This is a genomic window from Luteimonas sp. A478, assembly GCF_054052025.1.
The window spans coordinates 46,516-67,634 of the sequence record NZ_JBSVRF010000005.1; the positions used below are offsets into that span (position 1 = coordinate 46,516).

19 protein-coding genes and 2 pseudogenes are annotated in these 21,119 nt (G+C 67.0%); 12 read left to right on the top strand and 9 right to left on the bottom strand.

The genetic code is table 11. The annotated features are described in order from the left end of the window. Window position 1: 1 nt before the first annotated feature. Window positions 2-1,148, top strand: a pseudogene (locus tag ACW7G3_RS10790) (sigma-54-dependent transcriptional regulator); the annotation flags it as partial. 65 nt (window positions 1,149-1,213) lie between these two features. Next, window positions 1,214-1,378 (top strand): annotated as a pseudogene (locus ACW7G3_RS10795) (helix-turn-helix domain-containing protein); the annotation flags it as partial. A gap of 30 nt (window positions 1,379-1,408) precedes the next feature. Here ACW7G3_RS10795 and lptG read toward each other — a convergent pair. Both lptG and lptF read right to left on the bottom strand, forming a co-directional pair. Further along, window positions 1,409-2,518 carry an LPS export ABC transporter permease LptG gene (gene lptG / locus ACW7G3_RS10800; RefSeq protein WP_456973237.1) on the bottom strand — a complete coding sequence of 370 codons (1,110 nt, stop codon included), beginning with the start codon at window positions 2,516-2,518 and terminating at the stop codon, window positions 1,409-1,411. Next, complete coding sequence (lptF, locus tag ACW7G3_RS10805) at window positions 2,515-3,603, bottom strand: LPS export ABC transporter permease LptF (protein ID WP_456982751.1); 1,089 nt, start codon at window positions 3,601-3,603, stop codon at window positions 2,515-2,517. Before lptF ends, lptG begins: the two co-directional genes overlap by 4 nt. 152 nt (window positions 3,604-3,755) lie before the next feature. Between lptF and ACW7G3_RS10810 the strand changes: the two genes are divergently transcribed. The 3 genes from ACW7G3_RS10810 to ACW7G3_RS10820 are packed head-to-tail and all read left to right on the top strand — an operon-like array spanning window position 3,756 to window position 8,510. Continuing rightward, window positions 3,756-5,231, top strand: a complete 1,476-nt coding sequence (locus ACW7G3_RS10810; RefSeq protein ID WP_456973233.1) for a leucyl aminopeptidase — start codon at window positions 3,756-3,758, stop codon at window positions 5,229-5,231. 9 nt (window positions 5,232-5,240) lie between these two features. Further along, entirely contained in the window at window positions 5,241-5,666 is a 426-nt protein-coding gene (locus ACW7G3_RS10815) for a DNA polymerase III subunit chi (RefSeq protein ID WP_456982752.1), read from the top strand. Window positions 5,667-5,678: 12 nt separating this feature from the next. Then, window positions 5,679-8,510, top strand: coding sequence for a valine--tRNA ligase (locus ACW7G3_RS10820; protein WP_456982753.1), 2,832 nt, complete (start codon window positions 5,679-5,681; stop codon window positions 8,508-8,510). 41 nt (window positions 8,511-8,551) lie between these two features. Here the strand turns inward: ACW7G3_RS10820 and rimI are convergent, their stop codons facing one another. The 3 genes from rimI to pssA are packed head-to-tail and all read right to left on the bottom strand — an operon-like array spanning window position 8,552 to window position 10,064. Continuing rightward, window positions 8,552-8,992 carry a ribosomal protein S18-alanine N-acetyltransferase gene (rimI, locus tag ACW7G3_RS10825; RefSeq protein WP_456973334.1) on the bottom strand — a complete coding sequence of 147 codons (441 nt, stop codon included), beginning with the start codon at window positions 8,990-8,992 and terminating at the stop codon, window positions 8,552-8,554. A gap of 38 nt (window positions 8,993-9,030) precedes the next feature. Continuing rightward, complete coding sequence (locus tag ACW7G3_RS10830) at window positions 9,031-9,291, bottom strand: hypothetical protein (RefSeq protein WP_456973227.1); 261 nt, start codon at window positions 9,289-9,291, stop codon at window positions 9,031-9,033. Next, window positions 9,288-10,064, bottom strand: a complete 777-nt coding sequence (pssA, locus tag ACW7G3_RS10835) for a CDP-diacylglycerol--serine O-phosphatidyltransferase (RefSeq protein WP_456982754.1) — start codon at window positions 10,062-10,064, stop codon at window positions 9,288-9,290. Before pssA ends, ACW7G3_RS10830 begins: the two co-directional genes overlap by 4 nt. 125 nt (window positions 10,065-10,189) lie before the next feature. Between pssA and ACW7G3_RS10840 the strand changes: the two genes are divergently transcribed. The 3 genes from ACW7G3_RS10840 to ACW7G3_RS10850 all read left to right on the top strand — a co-directional run bounded on the left by ACW7G3_RS10840 (window position 10,190) and on the right by ACW7G3_RS10850 (window position 12,870). After that, the gene (locus ACW7G3_RS10840) at window positions 10,190-10,567 is read left to right on the top strand and encodes a DUF4124 domain-containing protein (RefSeq protein WP_456982755.1); all 378 of its coding nucleotides are present in this window, start codon (window positions 10,190-10,192) and stop codon (window positions 10,565-10,567) included. 107 nt (window positions 10,568-10,674) lie between these two features. Further along, complete coding sequence (locus ACW7G3_RS10845; RefSeq protein ID WP_456982756.1) at window positions 10,675-12,366, top strand: proline--tRNA ligase; 1,692 nt, start codon at window positions 10,675-10,677, stop codon at window positions 12,364-12,366. A 147-nt stretch (window positions 12,367-12,513) separates the two neighbouring features. Further along, complete coding sequence (locus ACW7G3_RS10850) at window positions 12,514-12,870, top strand: H-NS histone family protein (protein ID WP_456973219.1); 357 nt, start codon at window positions 12,514-12,516, stop codon at window positions 12,868-12,870. Between the two features lie 65 nt (window positions 12,871-12,935). Here the strand turns inward: ACW7G3_RS10850 and ACW7G3_RS10855 are convergent, their stop codons facing one another. After that, window positions 12,936-14,186 carry a threonine/serine ThrE exporter family protein gene (locus ACW7G3_RS10855; RefSeq protein WP_456982757.1) on the bottom strand — a complete coding sequence of 417 codons (1,251 nt, stop codon included), beginning with the start codon at window positions 14,184-14,186 and terminating at the stop codon, window positions 12,936-12,938. A 138-nt stretch (window positions 14,187-14,324) separates the two neighbouring features. Between ACW7G3_RS10855 and ACW7G3_RS10860 the strand changes: the two genes are divergently transcribed. Genes ACW7G3_RS10860 through ACW7G3_RS10875 form a run of 4 tightly spaced genes read left to right on the top strand, consistent with a single transcriptional unit; the run spans window position 14,325 to window position 17,849 of the window. Beyond that, complete coding sequence (locus ACW7G3_RS10860) at window positions 14,325-15,440, top strand: MlaE family ABC transporter permease (protein ID WP_456982758.1); 1,116 nt, start codon at window positions 14,325-14,327, stop codon at window positions 15,438-15,440. A gap of 5 nt (window positions 15,441-15,445) precedes the next feature. Further along, complete coding sequence (locus ACW7G3_RS10865; protein ID WP_456982759.1) at window positions 15,446-16,264, top strand: ABC transporter ATP-binding protein; 819 nt, start codon at window positions 15,446-15,448, stop codon at window positions 16,262-16,264. A 2-nt stretch (window positions 16,265-16,266) separates the two neighbouring features. Further along, entirely contained in the window at window positions 16,267-17,193 is a 927-nt protein-coding gene (locus ACW7G3_RS10870) for an MlaD family protein (protein ID WP_456982760.1), read from the top strand. Continuing rightward, window positions 17,190-17,849, top strand: a complete 660-nt coding sequence (locus ACW7G3_RS10875) for an ABC-type transport auxiliary lipoprotein family protein (protein WP_456982761.1) — start codon at window positions 17,190-17,192, stop codon at window positions 17,847-17,849. Before ACW7G3_RS10870 ends, ACW7G3_RS10875 begins: the two co-directional genes overlap by 4 nt. 18 nt (window positions 17,850-17,867) lie before the next feature. Here the strand turns inward: ACW7G3_RS10875 and ACW7G3_RS10880 are convergent, their stop codons facing one another. The 3 genes from ACW7G3_RS10880 to rimK all read right to left on the bottom strand — a co-directional run bounded on the left by ACW7G3_RS10880 (window position 17,868) and on the right by rimK (window position 21,025). Beyond that, window positions 17,868-19,208, bottom strand: a complete 1,341-nt coding sequence (locus ACW7G3_RS10880) for a histidine kinase dimerization/phospho-acceptor domain-containing protein (protein WP_456982762.1) — start codon at window positions 19,206-19,208, stop codon at window positions 17,868-17,870. Next, window positions 19,195-19,878, bottom strand: a complete 684-nt coding sequence (locus ACW7G3_RS10885) for a response regulator transcription factor (RefSeq protein ID WP_456973205.1) — start codon at window positions 19,876-19,878, stop codon at window positions 19,195-19,197. Before ACW7G3_RS10885 ends, ACW7G3_RS10880 begins: the two co-directional genes overlap by 14 nt. Window positions 19,879-20,116: 238 nt before the next feature. Next, on the bottom strand, window positions 20,117-21,025 hold the full coding sequence (gene rimK, locus ACW7G3_RS10890; protein ID WP_456982763.1) for a 30S ribosomal protein S6--L-glutamate ligase: 909 nt from the start codon (window positions 21,023-21,025) through the stop codon (window positions 20,117-20,119). Window positions 21,026-21,119 lie beyond the last annotated feature (94 nt).

The window sequence follows — 21,119 nt, forward strand, 5'->3', positions numbered from 1 at the left end:
CATGAGTGAAAACAGCAGCGTTCTGATCGTCGATGACGAGCATGACATCCGCGAGCTGCTGGTCCTGACCCTGGGACGCATGGGTCTGCGCACCGATACCGCTGCCAACCTCACCGCCGCCCGGCAGCTGCTCAGCGCCAATACGTACGACCTGTGCCTGACCGACATGCGCCTGCCGGACGGCTCGGGGCTGGAGCTGGTGACCGAGATCGCCACCCATTTCCCCGACACGCCGGTTGCAATGATCACGGCCTACGGCAACGTCGAAGCCGCCGTGGAGGCACTCAAGGCCGGCGCGTTCGACTTTGTCAGCAAGCCGGTGGACGTACACATGCTCCGCGGCCTGGTGCGCCAGGCGCTGGACCTGTCGCAGAACAGCCAGCAGCAGCCGGAAGAGGCCAATCGCCTGTTTGGCGAATCCGAAGCGATGATCACCCTGCGCCGGACCATTTCCAAAGTCGCGCGCAGCCAGGCACCGGTGCACATCAGCGGCGAATCCGGCACCGGCAAGGAGCTGGTGGCGCGCACCATCCATGCCCAGGGCGCGCGCTCAGCCGGCCCCTTCGTGCCGGTCAACTGCGGCGCGATTCCCAACGAACTGATGGAAAGCGAGTTCTTCGGCCACAGGAAGGGCAGCTTCACCGGCGCCCATGCCGACAAACCCGGACTGTTCCAGAGCGCCGATGACGGCACCCTGTTCCTGGACGAAGTGGCCGAGCTGCCGCTGTCGATGCAGGTCAAGCTGCTGCGTGCGATCCAGGAAAAAAAGGTGCGGCCGGTCGGCGCGCAGACCGAGGTGGACGTGGATGTGCGCATCCTCTCGGCCACCCACAAGGACCTGGCTGCGCTGGTCGAGGACGGCAGCTTCCGCCACGACCTGTACTACCGCATCAACGTGATCGGCCTGCACGTGCCGCCGCTGCGCGAGCGCACCGGCGACCTGCCGCTGCTGTCCACGGCCATCCTGCAGCGCCTGGCCCCGGCCATGAACCGCAGCGTGCCCCAGCTCTCGCCCCAGGCATCCGCTGCGCTGGAGGAATACGGCTTCCCCGGCAACGTACGCGAGCTGGAGAACATCCTCGAGCGCGCCATGGCCCTGGCCGACGGCGACGCCATCGAGGTCGAGGACCTGCAGCTGCCCCGGCACGAGCCGCGCCCCCCGCAGTCGCCCGCCGCCGGGCAGGGCGTGGACCCCTCCCGCCTCAGCCCCTATGACACCGCCTCCAGCGCCCTGCCTTCGTACATCGAGGAAATCGAGCGCGCCGCCATCCAGCAGGCGCTGCAGGAAAACCGCTACAACAAGACCAGGACCGCCGCCGCGCTGGGCATCACCTTCCGCGCCCTGCGCTACAAGCTCAAGAAGCTCGGTATCGACTGAACCGCCACCCGGGCGGGCCAGCGCGGCACGTCAGCCGCTGCGGCGCCGGAACAGCAGGAACGAGATCGTCAGCATCAGCACCGGTGGCAACAGGTAGGCGATGCGGAAGTCGAACTGGTACACGCCCGCCAGGCGCACGAACTGGTTCTGCAGCAGCCAGAACCCGAGTCCGAACACCACCCCGATGAACAACCTGCGGCCCTGCCCGCCGCTGCGCAGGCTGCCGAAGGCGAACGGGATCGCCGCCAGGCACAGCGCCAGCACGTTGAGCGGATAGAACCAGCGGCCCCAGTAATGCTCCTCGTACTCGCTGGCATCCAGTCCGTTGCGCTGGCGGTAATCGATGCCCCGGCGCAGGTCCGACGTGGTCTGGTAACGGGGCCGCCACAGGTTGCCGGCGGTGGCCAACGCGGCCGCATCCAGCTGCGAGGTCCAGCGCTCCTCCATCACCTCGGTCTCGGAGACCGAGCGCTCCTCGAACCACACCCGGCGCACCCCCTGCAGCAGCCAGCCATCACCGTCATGCGCGGCGCTGGCCGCCCTGGCCACCGACGCCAGGCGGCCCTCTTCGTCGAATTCGAACAGGCGCACGTCGCTCAGTTCCAGCCATTGCCGATCGCCCTCGCGCCGCTCTTCGCCGCCCTGGGCGTTGAGGAAGGTATCGCCCTCGCGCGCCCACAGGCCCGAATAGCGGGCCACGATCAGGTCGCTGGATTTGGCCGCAGCCTTCATGTTGTCCGCGCTGCGCTGGGCCCACGGCGCCAGGGTTTCGGCGTTGAGGATCATGACCACGGTGATCAGCAGCAGCGGCACTGCCACCGACGCGCTCAGCCTCTTGCGCGACAGCCCCACCGCCCGCAGCGCGGTCAGCTCCGAGCTGGCGGCCAGCACGCCCAGCCCCATCAGCGTGCCGATCACCGCCCCGGTCGGGAACATCATGTAGGCCCGGCGCGGGAGGGTGTAGATGACATAGGTGAGCGCCGGGACGAAGCCGTAATCGCCCTCGCCGATATCATCGATCTCCGCCAGCAGGCCGCTGATCATCAGGTCCAGCCCGGTGAGCACCGCCCAGGTCAACAGCACGCTGGTCAATACCACGCGCGCCACGTACAGGTCGTGGATTTTTGGCAACATCTTCATGCCCGTCGCCTCCACGGAGCGCGGCGCAAGCGGCCGTCGTCAAAATACATCCATAGCCCGAGCGCCAGGACCGGCAGCACCAGCCACCACAGCCCCAATCCCAGCGGAATGGTGCCTTCGGCCAGCCAGTCCTGGCCCAGGATCATCAGGTTGACGCTGACGAAGTACCCGAGGAAAGCAAGCATGGTGCGGCCGTAGCGCGATTGCCGGGGCGGGCTGCGCGCCAGCGGCACTGCCAGCAGCCCGAAACCCAGCGCCAGCAGCGGCGGCGCCAGGCGGAAGTGCAACTCGGCCCGCGCCTCCGGGCGCTCATCGCCCAGCAGCGCCAGGGTGGGCATCAGCTCCGGGTCTTCCTCGTCCCGGCTGTGGTCAGCCGGGGGCAGGCGCAGCTCATTGCTGGCAAACCGCATCAGGCGGAAATCCAGCCCGTCTTCCTGCGGCCCTTCCACGCGGAAACCATCATCAAGGACCAGGTAGCGCTCGCCGTCGGGCTCCACGTTCAGCCGCCCGGTCGTCGAGGTGGTCACGTCCATGCGCGCACCTTCCTGCTGGTAGACGAACACCCGCGTCATCTGGGTGCCATCCCCCGACATGCCGCCCACGTAGACCACCCCGCCACCGCCTGGAATCTCCACGAACCGGCCCGCCTCCAGCCCGGCCACCATCATGCTGCGGCTGCCGGCTTCCACCATGCGCGCGGAATAGTCGCGCGCCCAGGGCCCCAGCCATATCGAGCACACCGCCACCAGCAGTACCATCGGCACGATCAGCATCAGCACCGGCCGCAGCAGCCGCCGCGGCCCCACGCCGGTGGCGGTGAGCACCGGCATCTCCGAATCCCGGTACAGCCGGCCCACCGACAGCAGCAGGCCCAGCAGCAGGCCCAGCGGCAGGATCAGCGGCAGGTAGTTGAGCACCTGCAGGCCGAGCTGGGACAGCATCATCCCCGCCGGCACCCGGCCGCGGGCGATATTGCCCAGCACGTCGGCGAACACGCCGCCAAGGCTGACCACCATCAGCACGACCATCACGGCAAAGGTGGCCTGGGCGAATTCGCGGAACAGATAGCTGTCGAGTTTGGGCATCAAAAGGGTGCTTGCTTTAGACTTGGGGATTCACTTTTGTTCTTTACAGCATGCTTTCACGCCGCCCGCGAAGGCGCAGGCTGGCCGATCCGCAGAGCCGGATCCGGGCGTGGATTGTCCGATTGTAAGGAACTGGACACGGAATCTCGTTGATGACCCTGGAATTCACCCTGAATCATGCTCCCGCCGCGACCGCCGACACCGGCTGCGTTGTGGTGGGCCTCTTCGCCGACAAGGCCCTGACCCCCGCCGCTGCGGTGCTGGACGAGGCCAGCGGTGGCCGTCTGTCGCGCCTTGTCGCGCGTGGCGACCTGCCCGGCAAGCCCGGCAGCGCCGTGCTGCTGCACGAACTGGAAGGTATCACCGCGCCACGGGTGCTGGTGGTTGGCCTGGGCGAGCGCGACCGGTTTGACGCCGCGCGCTACCAGCAGGCGGTGGCCACCGCGGCGCGTACGCTCAAGACCGGAGCCACGGATTCCGCGCTGCTGACCCTGACCGAGGTGCTGGTGAAGGACCGCGACGCGGCCTGGAACATCCGCCAGGCGGTGATCACCACCGACCACGCGACCTACCGCTATACCGCCACCCTGGGCGAGAAGAACAAGAAGCGCGAGCACACCGGCCTGACCTCGGTGGCCGTGGCCGGCGACGATGCCCAGGCCCTGGCCCAGGGCAGGGCGATCGCCGCAGGCGTGAAGTTCGCCCGCGAGCTGGGCAACCTGCCGCCGAACATCTGCAACCCGGCCTACCTGGCCGACCAGGCCCGCGATTTTGCCAGCCGCTTTGAAAAAGCCGGCTGCACGGTGCTCGAAGAAGAACAGATGGAAGAGCTCGGCATGGGCTCGCTGCTGTCGGTGGCGCGCGGCTCGGCCAACCGCCCGCGGCTGATCGTGCTGGAGTGGAACAACGGTGGCGATGCCAAGCCCTACGTGCTGGTCGGCAAGGGCATCACCTTTGATACCGGCGGGATCAACCTCAAGACCCAGGGCGGCATCGAGGAGATGAAGTACGACATGTGCGGCGCCGCCACGGTGCTGGGCACGTTCGTGTCCGCGGTGGGCCTGGAACTGCCGATCAACCTGCGCGTGGTGGTACCGGCGGTGGAGAACGCCATCGACGGCGACAGCTACCGCCCGTCCGACGTCATCACCAGCATGTCCGGCAAGACGATTGAAGTGGGCAACACCGACGCCGAAGGCCGCCTGATCCTGTGCGATGCGCTCACCTATGCCGAGCGCTTCGAGCCCGAGGCGCTGGTGGACGTGGCCACCCTCACCGGTGCCTGCATGGTCGCGCTTGGCCGCCAGGCTTCGGGCCTGATGAGCAAGCACGACGACCTGGCCAACGAGCTGCTGGCCGCCGGCGAGACCGTGTTCGACCGCGCATGGCGCCTGCCGCTGTGGGATGAATACCAGTCGATGCTCGATTCCAACTTCGCCGACATCTACAACATCGGCGGACGCTGGGCGGGCGCGATCACCGCAGGCTGCTTCCTCTCGCGCTTCACCGAGGGCCAGCGCTGGGCGCACATCGACATCGCCGGCAGCGCCAGCGGCGACGGCAAGATGGGCATGGCTTCCGGACGCCCGGTGGGCCTGCTCAGCCAGTGGCTGCTGGACCGCGTCTGAGGCCTGGCAGTGCGCGCCGACTTCTACCTGATCGCCAAGCCGCGGTTCCGCGACGAACCGCTGCGCCTGGTGTGTGAGCTGGTGCGCAAGGCGCACGCCGCCAACCTGCCCACCCTGGTGCTGGCGCGCGACCGCACCCAGGCCGAGCTGCTGGACGACCTGCTGTGGGACATGGGCGACGACGCCTTCATCCCGCACCAGATCGCCGGGCTTGACCCGGATGAAGACGGCGAAACGCCGGTGCTGATCGCCGGCCCGGAGTACGACGCGCCAATGCGCCCGCTGGTGATCAACCTGCGCGATGCGGCGGTGGAAGGCGGCTTTGAGCGGGTGCTGGAAGTGGTACCCGCCGACCCTGCGGCGCGCGATCCCCTGCGCGAGCGCTGGAAGCAATACCGGGCCCGCGGGCTGCAGGTAACCAAGCACGATATGTGAGAGCAGCAGACCATGTCCCTGGCCCCCAGTTACAACCCCGGCAGCTTCGAATCCCGCCTGTACGCCGAGTGGGAGTCATCGGGCGCGTTCGCGCCGCGCGGTGACGGCCCCGCCTACACCATCCTGCTGCCGCCGCCCAACGTCACCGGCACCCTGCACATGGGCCACGCGTTCCAGCACACCCTGCAGGATGCGCTGGTGCGCTACCACCGCATGCGCGGCTACCGCACCCTGTGGCAGATGGGCAGCGACCACGCCGGCATCGCCACCGAGATGGTGGTGACCCGCAACCTGGCTGCCGAAGGCAATGGCGAGACCCGCGACTCGCTGGGCCGCGACGGCTTTATCGCCAAGGTCTGGGAGTGGAAGCAGCAGTCCGGCGACACCATCGAGCGCCAGATGCGCCGCATGGGCGTGTCCGGGGACTGGTCGCGCAAGGTCTTCACCATGGATGACGGCCCCTCGGCTGCCGTGGTGGAAGCCTTCGTGCGCTTGCACGAGCAGGGGCTGATCTACCGCGGCAAGCGCCTGGTCAACTGGGATCCGGTGCTGCAGACCGCGGTGTCCGACCTGGAAGTGGTCAGCGAGGAAGAGAACGGCCATCTGTGGTCGATCCGCTATCCGCTGGCCGGCGACGCCACCTACGAACACATCGAACAGGACGCCGACGGCAACGAGCTGCGCGAGACCCGCGACTACCTGGTAGTGGCCACCACCCGGCCGGAAACCATGCTCGGCGACAGCGCGGTGATGGTGCATCCGGAAGACGCGCGCTATGCCGGCCTGATTGGCAAGGCAGTGACGCTGCCGCTCACCGGGCGCGAGATCCCGGTGATCGCCGACGACTACGTCGACCGCGACTTCGGCACCGGCGTGGTCAAGGTCACTCCCGCGCACGATTTCAACGACAACGCGGTGGGCCAGCGCCACAACCTGCCGCTGATCAACATCTTCACCGCCACCGCCTGCATCAACGACGAAGCGCCGGAGCAGTACCGCGGCCTGGACCGTTTCGACGCCCGCAAGGCGGTGCTGGCGGACCTGGAGGCCGAGGGCCTGCTGGTTGAAACCAAACCCCACAAGCTGCAGGTGCCCCGCGGCGACCGCAGCGGCCAGGTGATCGAGCCGTACCTGACCGACCAGTGGTTCGTGCGCATGGACGGGATGGGCAAGCGCGGCCTGGAGCTGGTTGAAGGCGCTGATGGCAAGCCGGGCGCGGTCAAGTTCGTACCGCCGAACTGGATCAACACCTATCGCCACTGGCTGGGCAACATCCAGGACTGGACCATCAGCCGCCAGCTGTGGTGGGGCCACCGCATTCCGGCCTGGTTCGACGATCAGGGCAACGCCTATGTAGGTCGCGACGAGGCCGATGCGCGGGCGCGCGCCGGTCTGGGCACCGATGTGCCACTGCGTCAGGACAGCGACGTGCTGGAAACCTGGTTCTCCTCCGCGTTGTGGCCGTTCAGCACCATGGGCTGGCCGGACGAGGCCGCCATGGCCGAGCGCGGCTTTGGCGACTTCCTGCCTTCAAGCGTGCTGGTGACCGGCTTTGACATCATTTTCTTCTGGGTAGCCCGGATGATCATGATGACCGAGCAGCTGACCGGCCAGGTGCCGTTCCGCGATGTCTACATCACCGGCCTGGTGCGCGACCGCGACGGGCAGAAGATGTCCAAGTCCAAGGGCAACATCCTCGACCCGCTGGACATCATCGACGGCATTGGTCTGGACGAGCTGGTGGCCAAGCGCACCACCGGCCTGATGCAGCCGCAGATGGAGGCACGGATCGACAAGGCCACCCGCAGGGAATTTCCCGACGGCATCGATGCGCACGGCGCCGATCCGCTGCGCTTCACCATGGCCGCGCTGGCCGGCCCGGGCCGCGACATCAAGTTCGACCTGGGGCGCGCCGAGGGCTACAAGAATTTCTGCAACAAGCTGTGGAACGCCACCCGTTTTGTGCTGATGAACACTGAAGGGGTGGATGCCAGCGGTGCCTACGAGCCGGTGACCGACGCCGAGAAGTGGATCCTGGCGCGCCTGGCGGCCACCGCCGCCGAGGCAGAGGCCCATTTCGCCAGCTACCGTTTCGACCTGCTCGCGCAGACGCTGTACGAGTTCACCTGGGACGAGTTCTGCGACTGGTTCCTGGAGCTGGCCAAGCCCGCGCTCAACGGCACCGACACCGCGGCCGCCGACAGCACCCGCCGCACCCTGCTGCACGTGCTGGAGGCGCTACTGCGAATGCTGCATCCGCTGATCCCGTTCGTGACCGAGGAGCTGTGGCGCCATGTGGCTCCGCGCCTTGGCATGCAGGCAGACACCATCAGCCTGCAGCGCTATCCGCAGGCCACCGACTTCGACAGCGGCGCCTATGCACAGGCCGAGTCGGACGTGGAGTGGCTCAAGCAGATGGTGTCCGCCCTGCGCCGGATCCGCAGCGAGCTCGGCGTTTCCCCGAACCGGAAGGTTCCCCTGCTGGTGCAGGGCGGCAGCGCCGACGACACCGCCCGACTGCAGCGCTTTGATTCACAGCTGCGCTTCCTGCTGCGCCTGGACGGGATAGAAGCCGTCGAAGGCGATCCGCCGCCTTCCGCCACCGGCCTGGCCGGGGAGCTGAAGCTGTTCGTGCCGCTGGAAGGCCTGGTGGACCTGGACGCCGAACGCGCGCGTCTGGACAAGGAGATCACCCGGGTCTCTGCCGAGAAGGACAAGAGCAGCGCCAAGCTGGCGAAGTTCAGTGACAAAGTGCCGGCCGCCGTGGTCGAGCAGGAGCGCAAGCGCCTGGCTGACTGGACTGCCCAGTTGGACAACCTCAGCGCGCAGCGCGCGCGCCTGTAAGGCTTGCCGGGGCTGTTGCAGACAGCCTCGGTGGCAGCGCCTCAATCGCCGAACAGCTCCCGCGCCATCACCAGCGCGTCTTCGCGACCTTCGTGGTCCGGGTAGTAGCGCGGACGCCGGCCGATCTCGTTGAAGCCTTCGTCGTGATAGAGCGCCACCGCGTGCTCATTCGAAGGCCGGACCTCCAGGTACATCCGCTCCGCGCCTTGCTGGTGGGCGATCTTCAGCAGCGCGTGCAGCAGACGGCGGCCGTGCCCGTGACTCTGCAGTCGCGGATCCACGCAGATGTTGAGCAGGTGCGCCTCGCCCGCCGCCACGCTCACCACCCCGTATCCGCACAGTCCCTCCTCTTGGTGCAGCACCCACGCCTGGTAGCCCGCCCGCAGGCAGTCGCGGAAGATGCCCGCGGCCCAGGGGAAGGGATAGGCGCGAAGCTCGATCTCCATGACGGACTCGACGTCCGCCTCGCGCATCGGCCGCATTGCCGGGCGCGATGCCGGCAGCCCGGCGGCCGGGGCGTTCACGCCGGCGGCTGTCCGCGCATCGCCCGCAGCCGCGGCCAAAGGGCACGTTTTGCCGCCGGATCGCGCAGCTGGGTCAGTGGCGACCAGGAACGATACAGCGCGCCGGCATCGGCCGAATTCCGGTCACGCCCGGCAGCCTGCAGCAGTGCGTCAAGCAGCGGATCGTCCGGCAGTTCAACTGCCTGCGGATCAATCCGCTGCCACAGCGGATAGCCCAGCGCTTCCAGCGTTTCGCGCTGCAACCCGTCCCAGCTCATGCGGCTGCCTCTGCCGGCCTCCAGCGGCGCCAGAGCCAGGTCGCCGGCCCGGACAGGGCGTACAGCAGCGAAGCGGCAAGCAGGGTTTTGGGGGGATCGATCCACAGCGCGATCAGCAGCCCGACGGCAATCAGCAGCGCCACGAACGGCACCCGGTCCGAACGCGGTCCGCTGCCACTGCCCTTGAAGCTGGAATAACGGATGCGGCTGACCATCAACAATCCGGAAACCACGGTCACCGCGATCGCCGCGAAGCGCATTTCATAGCCGCCCATGCCCAGCGAGTGCGCGGTCCACACGAAGCTGGCCATCAGCCCCGCCGCGGCCGGGCTGGCCAGGCCCACGAACCAGCGCTTGTCCACCTGCGACACCTGGCTGTTGAACCGCGCCAGCCGCAGCGCGGCGCAGGCGGCATACAGGAACGCCGCCAGCCAACCCACCCGGCCCAGGGTGACGCCATCCAGCCGCAGCTCCAGCAGTGCCCAGTGATACATCACCAGGGCAGGCGCCATGCCGAAACTGATCAGGTCGGCCAGGGAGTCGTACTGCACGCCGAACTCGCTCTGGGTGTTGGTCAGGCGCGCTACGCGCCCGTCGATCCCGTCCAGGATCGCAGCCACGAAAATGGCCGCGCAAGCCGGACCAAACCTTCCCTGGGAGGCGGCGATGATGGCAAAAAATCCTGCGAACAGCCCCCCTGTGGTGAACAGGTTCGGTAGCAGGTAGATGCCGCGGGGTCGGGTGCGGGCGGCCGGGGTTTGCTGATCATCCATGCCCGCAGTTTACGGCCCCGGAGCGGAATCCGCAGTTTTCCTTCTTTGCATCCCGATGCGGCGACTTGCGCCCCCGGCAAGGGAGTGCTGCAATCGCTGCCATTCCCAGTCCAGCCGGAGTCTCCATGCGCCTCGCGATTGTCTGTGCAGTTCTTTTCTTGGCCGCAGCCACCGCAGGTGCCAGCGACATCTACCAGTGGACCGACGTCCGTGGCGTTACCCACTACTCCGAAAGCCCTCCCCCGGCTGGCACCCAGTACCAGGTGCGCCGGATCACCGATTCCGGCGCCGGTCTGCGCACCGAGCAGCCCGCCAGCGCCGCACCCGAAGTCAATCCCCAGTGCACCGCCGCGCAGGCCAATATCGAGGTCCTGCAGAGCGAGGGCCCGGTGTTCCAGGAGGATGACAGCGGCGAACGCGTTGCCCTGAGCGACGACGACCGCAGCCGCCAGCTGGAATTGGCCCAGGCCGCGGTACGGGCCTACTGCAGCAGCGCCAGCTGAGTTTCAGCAGCCGCCCAGCCGGCCCGCCGGCACGGACCATGGCGGCCCGCGGCCACCCGCACGGCACATGGCACAATGCCCGGCTCTCCTTTGCCGAAGCCTGATCCATGCGCCTGTCGCGATTCCACCTGCACACCACCCGTGAAGTCCCCGCCGACGCCGAGATCGCCAGCCACCGGCTGATGCTGCGCTCCGGTCTGATCCGGCGCCTGGCCGCGGGCCTGTACACCTGGTCGCCGCTCGGCCTGCGCGTGCTGCGCAAGGTGGAGGCCGTGGTGCGCGAGGAAATGGATGCCGCCGGCGCAATCGAACTGCTGATGCCGGCCGTGCAGCCGCGCGAGCTGTGGGAGGAAAGCGGCCGCTGGGAGGAATTCGGCGGCCAGCTGCTGAAGCTGCAGGACCGCAAGCAGGCCTGGTATTGCGTCGGCCCGACCCACGAGGAAGTGATTACCGACTTCGCCCGCAACGAACTGTCCAGCTACAAACATCTGCCGGTCAATTTTTACCAGATCCAGACCAAGTTCCGTGACGAGATCCGGCCGCGCTTCGGGGTCATGCGTTCGCGCGAATTCCTGATGAAGGATGCGTATTCGTTCCATATCGATGCCAGTGGCCTGGCGGACGAATACGCCAATATGCACGCGGCCTATACCCGCATCTTTACCCGCCTGGGCTTGGACTTCCGCGCCGTGCAGGCCGATTCCGGGGCCATTGGCGGGGATTCCTCGCAGGAATTCCATGTGATGGCCGAATCGGGCGAGGACGCCATCGCTTTCTCCGATGGCTCCGATTACGCGGCCAACGTGGAAACCGCGACGGCGGCGGAACCGGGCCCGCGCCCGGCCGCAGCCGAAGAAATGCGAAAAGTGGAAACCCCGTCACAGAAAACCTGCGCGGCGGTGGCGGAACTGCTGGATATTCCCCTGCAGCGCACCGTCAAATCGGTGGCGACGATGACCGACAACGGTTTCGTGCTGGTGCTGGTCCGCGGCGATCACGAGGCAAACCCGGTGAAACTGGCCAAGGCCGCCGGAATGGCCGATTACCGCATGGCCACCGAAGACGAAATCATCGAACACCTGGGCAGCGAGCCTGGCTTCATCGGCCCGGTCAATCCACGCGCGGCGATCCGGGTGATCGCCGACCGCGAAGTCGCCGCCATGGCGGATTTCGTGGTGGGCGCCAACGAGGCCGGTTATCACCTCACCGGAGTCAATTGGGGCCGCGACCTGCCCGAGCCCGACATCGTGGCCGATGTGCGCAGCGTGCTTGCGGGCGACCGTGCCGCCGACGGCGGCGTCCTGCAGATCGCCCGCGGTATCGAAGTGGGCCACATTTTCCAGCTGGGCCGCAAATACAGCGAATCGATGGATTTCACCGTGCTGGACGAGAATGGCAGCTCGGCCCATCCGTGGATGGGCTGTTACGGCATCGGCGTATCGCGCATTGTTGCCGCGGCAGTCGAGCAGAACCACGACGAGGCGGGAATCATCTGGCCCGAGCGGCTGGCGCCGTGGCGGGTGGCGGTGTGCATCATCAACCCGAAGAAGAATCCCGAGGTGGATACCGCCGCCGCGGAGCTTTACGCGGAGCTGGCCGCTGCCGGCATCGATGTGCTCCTGGACGACCGTGGCCTGCGGCCCGGGCCGATGTTTGCCGATATGGAGCTGATCGGCATTCCCCATCGGGTGGTGGTATCGGAACGCGGCCTGGCCGCACAGACCTATGAATACCGCGCCCGGACCTCCGAAGCCTCCGAAAACCTGGACCGCGAGGCCCTGCTGGCACGCATCGGCTGAACAGCGCGTCGGTATCCACGGGTCCGTGCGGCGTGCAATACGCCGCCGGGGTTTGTAAGTCATTAACCCGATCGATTACCATCGCGGTTCCAGCGGCGGGCGCCCTCGCGCCTTCCGCATAATCCTCCAATAACAAGGAGCGCTTCAATGGCAATCGACCTCAATGAACTGACCCCGAAAGAACTCGGCAGCCTGATCACGCGGGCCAAGCGGCGCCAGGTCATCCTGAAGAAGCGCAAGCCCATCGCGACCGTTCGCAACAGGCTCATCACCCAGGCGGAAGCCGAGGGTTACACGATCGAAGACCTGTTTGGCGTCGTGGCAACGAAGAAGACCGCGACCCGCAAGACGACCAAAACCACCACCAAGGGCCGCAAGGTGCCGCCGAAATACCGCAACCCGGAAAACCCGGAGGAAACCTGGACCGGTCGTGGCAAGCAGCCGCGCTGGATGGTGAGGGAAATCGGAACCGGCAAGCAGGTGGAGGATTTCCTGATCAAGTGATCGGGCCCCACCCTGCCTGTGAAACGCCGGCTATCCGCCGGCGTTTCCATTTCAGGCAAACCCGCTCAGAGATTCTTGCGCGCCGGCAATATCAGGTTGCCGAACAGCAGCCCGGCGATCAGGGCGAGAATGATGTTCATCACTGCCATCATGGCCTCCTGGCCCACAGCCATGTTCTGCTGCTGGATCAGGTCCATCAATCCGCGCAGGCTGGCCGTTCCAGGCACCAGCATGATGATCCCCGGCACCCGCACGATCGCGCCGGGACGGTTGGCCCAGCGCGCGTACCCGTTGCCGGCCGCGGTCACCACCAGTGCCGCCAGGAACAGCCCGACCGATACACCCCAGGCCAGGCCTGCGTAGCGGGAGATCAGGTAGCCGGTTGCCGCGGCCGCCATCACCAGCGGCACATCCCGCAGGCGGGCACGGAACAGCACCGCGAACGCCGCCGCAGCCACCACCAGACCCGCCCACTCCACCCAGTCGGGCTGGGGGCGCCAGGCACGCACCTGGGGCTCGATGCCCATCATCTGGGCCAGGGTCAGGGCGATCATGGTGCCCACGGTGAGCTTGAGTACGGTGGCAATGGCACCGGAAAACCGCGCCGTGCCTGACACCAGGTGCTGGCTGGTGAGCTCATTCACCGCATTGGTGAGCGCCATACCGGGCAGCAGCACCAGCAGGGAGGCGATCATCACCGTGTTGAGGTTGAGCGGGCCCACCGTGCTGGCCACCGCGATCGCGGCCGCGGCCGCCACCATGCCGGCGATCGCCTCGAACGCCTCCTTCAGGCGGTCGCCGTTGCGGGTCACCATGTCCAGCAGGCCCACCAGCAGGCCGATGCCCGCGGCGGTGGCGATATCCAGCCATGGCAGCCGCCACAGGCTGGCAACGCCCGCGGCGATCAGCACAAAGCCCAACGCGTGCAGGATCTTTCCGCCGCGGCTGGGCCTGCGCCGGTCCAGATCAAGCAGGGCCGCATGGCCTTCGGACAGATCCAGCGTGCCCGCCAGGACTTCTTCGGCGATCCGGTCCGCCTCGCTCAGCTTGTAGAGATCCACCTCGCCCAGGCCCATGCGCAGCACCCGGGTGGTATCGCTTTCACCCGGGGGACATTGGGGATCACTGAAAGAAAACAGCATGCCCGTGGGCGACACCCTGGGCTCGCAATCCAGTCCAAGCTGCTGGGCCACGCCGATCACCGCGCCCTCAAGCCGCTGCGCGGTGGTGCCATAGGCGTGCAGGTGCTCGGCCAGTTCCACCACGAAGGCGATCCGGGCTGCATAGCTGTAGGTAAGGGGAGGCAATCGGGTCATCACAACAGCATGGCATGGGGCCCGCCGGACGGACAGGCCCGACGCACCGGTGCCCCGTGGCGAGGCGCATTTCACTCCCTTGCGACACGATCTCGTACTCTATTGCCTCCCCAGGCCCCTGGCACTCCAGACAGCTGCATGCCGCTTCCTCCCGCTCCGCCGACCGCCCACAGCGATTCCAATGACCCGGCCCGCCTGCGTCTGGAAGGCCGATGGACCCTGCGTCACACCGGACTGATCGGCGAGGTGCTGGCCGAGGCGCCGGATCATGTGGCGAGCATCGACGCCACCGGGGTGGAGCGGCTGGATACCCTGGGCGTGCTGCAGCTCATCCGTTTCGCACGTAGGCACGAGCTGGACTTCTCCGCGATCGACTTCCACCAGGACCACCACGCCCTGGTCGCCGCCATCGAGGATGTGCAGGACGACCGGCCGGAACGCCAGCGCGAATACGGCTTCGGGGCCGCACTGGGCAGGCTGGGTTACGCAGTCCACAACAATCTGAAGGAAGCCACCTCGCTGGTCAGCTTCCTGGGCGAGAACCTGGTCAAGCTGGTGCGCCTGGTCAAGGAGCCCACGCGCTTCCGGCTCACCTCCACGGTGCACCACATGGAGCAGGTGGGACTGGACGCGGCACCGCTGGTGATCCTGCTCTCCTACCTGGTGGGCGCGGTGATCGCTTTCCTGGGCGCGACCATCCTTGCGGACTTCGGCGCAGAGATCTTCGTGGTCGAACTGGTCAGCATCGCCTTCCTGCGCGAGTTCGGCGTGCTACTGACCGCAATCATCCTGGCCGGACGCACTGCGAGCGCGTTCACTGCCCAGATCGGCGCCATGGTCAGCCGCGAGGAAGTCGATGCCATCCGCACCCTGGGCCTGGATCCGATCGATCTGCTGGTGCTGCCGCGACTGCTGGCCCTGTTGGTGATGCTGCCGCTGCTGACTTTCCTGGCGATGATCGCGGGCCTGGCCGGCGGTCTGAGCGTTGGCGTATTCAGTCTGGACGTGCCGCCGCAGGCCTATCTGGCGCGGATGCAGGACACCTTCGAGATGCAGCACATGGTGATCGGCCTGTCGAAGGCTCCGCTGTTTGCCCTGCTGATCGGGCTCATCGGCTGTCTGGAGGGCCTGCGGGTCACCGGCACCGCCCAGTCGGTGGGCGAGCGCACTACATCCAGCGTGGTGCAGGCGATCTCGCTGGTGATCGTGATCGACGCATTTGCGGCGATCTGGTTCATGCACATGGGCTGGTGATGACGATGGCTTCAGAAGACAGGGACGAGCCGATCATCCGCATCCGCGGGCTTGAGAGTCGCTTCGGCGAGCAGGTGGTGCATGAGGACCTGGACCTGGACGTGCGCCGGGGCGAGATCCTCGGCGTGGTCGGCGGCTCGGGCAGCGGCAAGTCGGTGCTGATGCGCACCATCATCGGCCTGCGCCGGCCCAATGCCGGCAGCATCCAGGTGCTGGGCCAGGATGCGCTCAGCGATGACCGCCGCGCGCGCCACCACATCGAGCGCAACATCGGCGTGCTGTTCCAGGACGGCGCGCTGTTCTCCTCGCTGACCGTGGGCGAGAACGTGCAGGTGCCCCTCAAGGAGTACTACCCGGACCTGGGCGACTCGCTGCGCTATGAGCTGTCGCTGCTCAAGGTGAAGCTGGCCGGCCTGCCCGCCGATGCGATCGACAAGCTGCCCTCGCAGCTGTCGGGCGGCATGCGCAAGCGCGCGGGCGTGGCACGTGCGCTGGCGCTGGATCCGCCGCTGATGTTCCTGGATGAACCCACCGCCGGACTCGACCCGATCGGCGCGGCGGCGTTCGACCAGCTGATCCGCACCCTGCAGCAGGCCCTGGGCCTGACCGTGTTTCTGATCACCCATGATCTGGATACGCTGTACACCATCTGCGATCGGGTCGCCGTCCTGGCCGAGTGCAAGGTATTGGCCACCGCGCCGATCCAGGAAGCGGAGCAGATCGACCATCCGTGGGTGCAGGAATATTTCCACGGTCCGCGCGCACGCGCTGCACGCACCGCGCGCGACGGCACCCCCCCACACGACACACCGCTGGAAGCCTGACCATGGAAACCAGAGCCAACTACGTCCTGATCGGCGCCTTCACCATTGCGGTGGCGGTCTTCGGCCTGCTGTTCGCCTTGTGGGCTGCCAAGTTCGCCTCCGATCGCAGCTGGCAAACCTACGCGGTGGTGTTCAACGAGCCGGTCACCGGCCTGTCCGAAGGCAGCAGCGTGCAGTACAACGGCATCGCGGTGGGCACCGTGCAGGGCCTGCAGCTGTCGCCCGACGACCCCCGCCAGGTGGTGGCCAGGTTGCGCATCGACGCCCGCGCGCCGGTCAAGTCGGATACCCAGGCCCGCCTGTCGATGACCAGCCTGACCGGTCCGCCGATCATCCAGCTCACCGGCGGCAGTCCCGAAGCTCCACGTCTGGTCGACACCACTACCCGCGACGTGCCGATCATCCCGACCGCACCTTCGGCCCTGCAGAACATCACCGACACTGCCAACCGCCTCGTCGAACGGCTCGACGGCCTGCTCAGCGAGGAAAACATCGCCAGCATCGAAAGTACCCTGGCCAACATCGAGAACGCCACCGCAGCGTTTGGCGACCGGCGCGAGGACATCTCCGCCCTGCTGCGCAGCGCACGTGATGCCAGCGATCAGCTCGAACAGACCCTGGCCACTGCCAACAGCACGATCAAAGATTTCGACCGCAACTTCGTGCAGGAGCTACCGCCGCTGATGGAGCGGCTGGACGGCACCATGGTCCGGCTCGACTCGGCCGCCGACGGCGCCGACGCGATCCTCAACGAGAACCGCGCCGCGATCAACAGCTTTGCCAACGAAGGGCTGTCCCAGCTCGGCCCGACCCTGGGCGAACTGCGCGGTCTGGTGCGTGATCTTCGCCGGATCAGCGACCGTCTCGACAACAATCCCGTCCGCTATCTGCTGGGCCGCGACACGCCCACGGAGTTCGAACCCGAATGAGCATCCATCACATCCCCGGCTTCCGCGTCGCTGCCATCGGCGGTCTGGCCCTGCTGCTTGCCGGCTGCAGCCTGCTCGGTGACAGCGGTCCGCGCGAGCGCGGTGCAATCTATTCACCCGACGTGCGCGTGCAGGCCGATCCTTCCTGGCCCAAGGTGGACTGGCAGCTGTCAATCGGAAGCGCCACCGCCGCACGCATGGTCGACAGCCCGCGTATCTCGGTCCGCCCTGCCCCGTCGCAGCTGCAGGTCTATGCCGGCGCTTCCTGGGCACAGCCGTCAACCGACCTGCTGGAAACCACGGTGCTGCGTGCGTTCGAGGATTCCGGCCGGATCGACGCGGTTGCCCGCAGCGAAGTGGGCATCCGCCCTGACTACAAGCTGGTGATGGACATCCGCCGGTTCGAAGCGGACTACGCCGGCCAGGCGACCCCCAGCGCCACCATCGAAGTAGCTGCCAAGCTGCTCTACAACCGCGACCAGCGGGTGGTGGCTTCGCGCACCTTCCTTGAAGCCGTGCCTTCCCCCGGCACGGCCGTGCCGGAGGTGGTCACCGCGTTCGAACAGGCCCTTGCTGCGATCAGCACCGACCTGGTGGGCTGGACTCTGTCCAGCGGCCAGGCCGATGCACAAAGGGCGGACGCACCCCTGCCCTAGCCCGGCCCCGCTTCCGGATCATTCCGGATCAGGGCGCGAAAAGAACAGCGTGGCCACCACGCCCTGGCTCTCACCCGGCACCACCCGCACGTTCCAGCCGTACAGGTCGCACAGCCGCCGTACGATCGACAGGCCGATTCCGCCGCCCTGCGAATGCTCGGCGTGGGTACCACGGTAGCCGCGCTCGAACAGCTTGGCCGCCTCTTCGCCCCCCAGGCCCGGCCCTGAATCGATCACTTCGGCCGCGCCGGGCAGGATCCGCACAATCACCTCGCCCGCGCTGGTGTACTTGACCGCATTGCCGATCAGGTTGCCCAGCGCGACCGAGACCGCCGACTCCGGCGCATCGACCACGAGCTCGGCCCCGGTTTCCATCCGCAGCTCCAGCGGCTTGTTGCCTACCTGCGCGCGGTGCGCGTCGAGCAGCTGTTCGGCCACCTTTCCCACGTCGGTATTGCCGTGGCCACGTTCGCTGCGTGAGAGCAGCAACAGGGCGCTGATGAGGTCGGTGCATTGCTGCTCTGCGCGCTGGATCCGCAGCAGCCTGGTACGGGTCCGCTCATCAAGCTCCGGGTGCGAGAGCAGCAGCTCGACAGCCCCGCGGATCACCGCCAGCGGCGTGCGCAACTCATGGCTGACGTCGGCGTTGAACTCCCGGTCGCGCTGCACCACCTCGGTGAGCCGGGCGGCGTAGTCGTCCAGGGCACCAGCCAGCTGCCCCACTTCGTCGTCGGGAAAGTGCACCGCGAGCTCTTCGGGCCGGTCACCGCCCGACTGGCGCAACCGGTTGGCAAGCTCGGAGACAGGGCTCATCACCCGGGACGCCGACCACCATCCCAGCAGCACCGACATCAGGGCCACCACCAGCACCACGCCCAGGATGGCGCGCTGGAACTGGGCTTCACCGCGCGTGGCCTGGGTCATGTCATAGGCCAGGAAAAACCACTCGTCCGGGGTCTTGCGCACGGCCAACTTGTAGGCGAACGGCTCGCCATACTCGTCCACGCCGCTGAGGGTGTGGTTGCCATTGGGCAGGTCGTACCAGTCCGGCTCTTCCGCCCTCAGGGCCTCGAACCGCCCGCTCTTGACCACCCGGCCGACCATCTGCTGCACCGGCAGGTCGGGATTCTGGCTGGGATCGGTGTAGTACCGGCGTGCGTACTCGTCGATGTTCTGGTTCATCACGTCCTCCACCAGGTCGTTCTCGACCCGGTTGCGCGCTTCCTGGGCGAGGAAGGCGAACAGCACCGTCAACCCGAAGCCGAGCAGGACGAAGGACACGATGATGCGGCTGCGCAGGCGCCGCCGGTACCGCCTGCGCCTGCGCGCAGGCGTGCTTTCCAGGTCAGCTGCCGCCATCTGGCTGGGCGATCCGGTATCCGATGCCGTGTCTGGTCTGGATCATCGGCGTGGGGAACGGCTTGTCCACCATCGCGCGCAGGCCGTGGATATGCACCCGCAGCGAATCCGAATCCGGCAGTTCCTCACCCCAGACCCGGGTTTCCAGCTCCTGGCGGGTGACCACGGCCGGCGATGCCTCCATCAGCGACTGCAGGATTTTCAGCGCGGTGGGATTGAGCTGCAGCAGCTTGCCTTCGCGGCGCACTTCCAGCGTATCGAGGTTGTACTCCAGGTCGCCCACTTCCAGCACCCGGGTCTGCACCCCGCGGCCGCGGCGCTGCAGCGCGTTGAGCCGCACCTCCACCTCCTGCAGGGCAAAGGGCTTGATCAGGTAGTCATCGGCGCCGGAATCAAACCCGGCCAGCTTGTTGTCCAGGCTGTCGCGTGCAGTGAGCATGAGCACCGGGGTCTGCTTGCGCGCCTCGGTGCGCAGCTTGCGGCAGACCTCCAGCCCGTCCATGCCCGGCAGGTTGAGATCCAGCACGATGGCATCGAAATCGTGCACCACCGCAAGATGCAGCCCGGTCACGCCATCGGCGGCGAAGTCTACGGTGTGGCCACGATCTTCAAGATAATCGCCCAGGTTGGCGGCGATATCCTGATTGTCCTCTATGACGAGTATGCGCATCGGCGGTGATCCATCTCGGTAGTCGACTCCGGATTCTGGCACATCCCCGTGTAAAGCCGCGTGGCCTCAACGCGTGCCCACAAGTTGAGGGAGCAGACACAAAAGACCCGGGCTATGCCCGGGCCAAGAGATCAACCACCCCATTTGCCGCAACCTGATCAAGGAGAGAGATTCCTGCGGTGTGATCACCCTACGCCCGTAGCGATTAAACGTCTGTTAAGTAGTGCGTAGGGCCCTGTTAAACACGAACGCGCCGCGCTCGCCTGGACCGCTCACCCACCCCGGCGTGGACGTGATCGACGATGGCCCCGGCAATGTCCACCCCGGACACTGCTTCCACGCCCTCCAGCCCGGGCGAGGCATTGACCTCAAGCACCAGCGGGCCACGCCCGGAATGGACCAGGTCCACCCCCGCCACCCCGAGACCCAGCACCTGGGCCGCACGCACCGCCAGCTCCAGCTCATCGGCAGTGGGTTCGGCACGGCTGCCGCTGCCACCACGGTGCAGGTTGGCGCGGAAGTCGCCTTCCGGGGCCTCACGCTGCATCGCCGCCACCACCCGGTCGCCCACCACCAGGCACCGCAGGTCGCGGCCCTGGGATTCGGCCACGTACTCCTGCACCAGGAAAGTGGCGTGCAGACCGCGCAGCGCTTCCACCACGCTGCGTGAGGAAGACAGTTTCTCGGTCAGCATCACACCTGACCCCTGGGCGCCTTCGTTGAGCTTGATCACATGCGGCGCCGGACCCAGCATCGACAGCAGGTCGCTGGTGTCGTCGGGGTTGTCGCCAAACACCGTCGCCGGCATGTCGATGCCCTCGGCGGCCAGCAGCTGGTGACAGCGCAGCTTGTCGCGCGCCCGCACGATGGCCGCCGAAGGGTTGGGCGTGTGGCAACCCATCAGCTCAAACTGGTGCAGCACTGCATTGCCATAGCGGGAAATGGACGTGCCGATGCGGGGGATGACCGCGTCATAGCCGGTCAGCGGCTTGCCCTTGTAATGCATGGCAAACCCTTCGCGGGCGATCCGCATATAGCACCGCAATGGATCCAGCACCCGCACGCTGTGACCACGCACGCGCGCGGCCTCGATCAGGCGCCGGGTGGAATACAGCCGGCTGTTGCGGGACAGGATGGCGAGTTTCATCGGCAAGCAGGTGGCTGGCGGCGGGGATTCCTTATATCAGCAGTCCCGGCCCGTGCTCATAAAACCCCGCGCCTTTGGGCCAGGGTGGGCGCCT

Bases quoted from the DNA above. Each gene is read 5' to 3' on its own strand.
- lptG (WP_456973237.1), bottom strand. From the start codon at position 2,518: ATGAAGATGTTGCCAAAAATCCACGACCTGTACGTGGCGCGCGTGGTA.
- lptF (WP_456982751.1), bottom strand. From the start codon at position 3,603: ATGCCCAAACTCGACAGCTATCTGTTCCGCGAATTCGCCCAGGCCACC.
- ACW7G3_RS10810 (WP_456973233.1), top strand. From the start codon at position 3,756: ATGACCCTGGAATTCACCCTGAATCATGCTCCCGCCGCGACCGCCGAC.
- ACW7G3_RS10820 (WP_456982753.1), top strand. From the start codon at position 5,679: ATGTCCCTGGCCCCCAGTTACAACCCCGGCAGCTTCGAATCCCGCCTG.
- rimI (WP_456973334.1), bottom strand. From the start codon at position 8,992: ATGCGGCCGATGCGCGAGGCGGACGTCGAGTCCGTCATGGAGATCGAG.
- ACW7G3_RS10830 (WP_456973227.1), bottom strand. From the start codon at position 9,291: ATGAGCTGGGACGGGTTGCAGCGCGAAACGCTGGAAGCGCTGGGCTAT.
- pssA (WP_456982754.1), bottom strand. From the start codon at position 10,064: ATGGATGATCAGCAAACCCCGGCCGCCCGCACCCGACCCCGCGGCATC.
- ACW7G3_RS10840 (WP_456982755.1), top strand. From the start codon at position 10,190: ATGCGCCTCGCGATTGTCTGTGCAGTTCTTTTCTTGGCCGCAGCCACC.
- ACW7G3_RS10845 (WP_456982756.1), top strand. From the start codon at position 10,675: ATGCGCCTGTCGCGATTCCACCTGCACACCACCCGTGAAGTCCCCGCC.
- ACW7G3_RS10850 (WP_456973219.1), top strand. From the start codon at position 12,514: ATGGCAATCGACCTCAATGAACTGACCCCGAAAGAACTCGGCAGCCTG.
- ACW7G3_RS10855 (WP_456982757.1), bottom strand. From the start codon at position 14,186: ATGACCCGATTGCCTCCCCTTACCTACAGCTATGCAGCCCGGATCGCC.
- ACW7G3_RS10860 (WP_456982758.1), top strand. From the start codon at position 14,325: ATGCCGCTTCCTCCCGCTCCGCCGACCGCCCACAGCGATTCCAATGAC.
- ACW7G3_RS10865 (WP_456982759.1), top strand. From the start codon at position 15,446: ATGGCTTCAGAAGACAGGGACGAGCCGATCATCCGCATCCGCGGGCTT.
- ACW7G3_RS10870 (WP_456982760.1), top strand. From the start codon at position 16,267: ATGGAAACCAGAGCCAACTACGTCCTGATCGGCGCCTTCACCATTGCG.
- ACW7G3_RS10875 (WP_456982761.1), top strand. From the start codon at position 17,190: ATGAGCATCCATCACATCCCCGGCTTCCGCGTCGCTGCCATCGGCGGT.
- ACW7G3_RS10880 (WP_456982762.1), bottom strand. From the start codon at position 19,208: ATGGCGGCAGCTGACCTGGAAAGCACGCCTGCGCGCAGGCGCAGGCGG.
- ACW7G3_RS10885 (WP_456973205.1), bottom strand. From the start codon at position 19,878: ATGCGCATACTCGTCATAGAGGACAATCAGGATATCGCCGCCAACCTG.
- rimK (WP_456982763.1), bottom strand. From the start codon at position 21,025: ATGAAACTCGCCATCCTGTCCCGCAACAGCCGGCTGTATTCCACCCGG.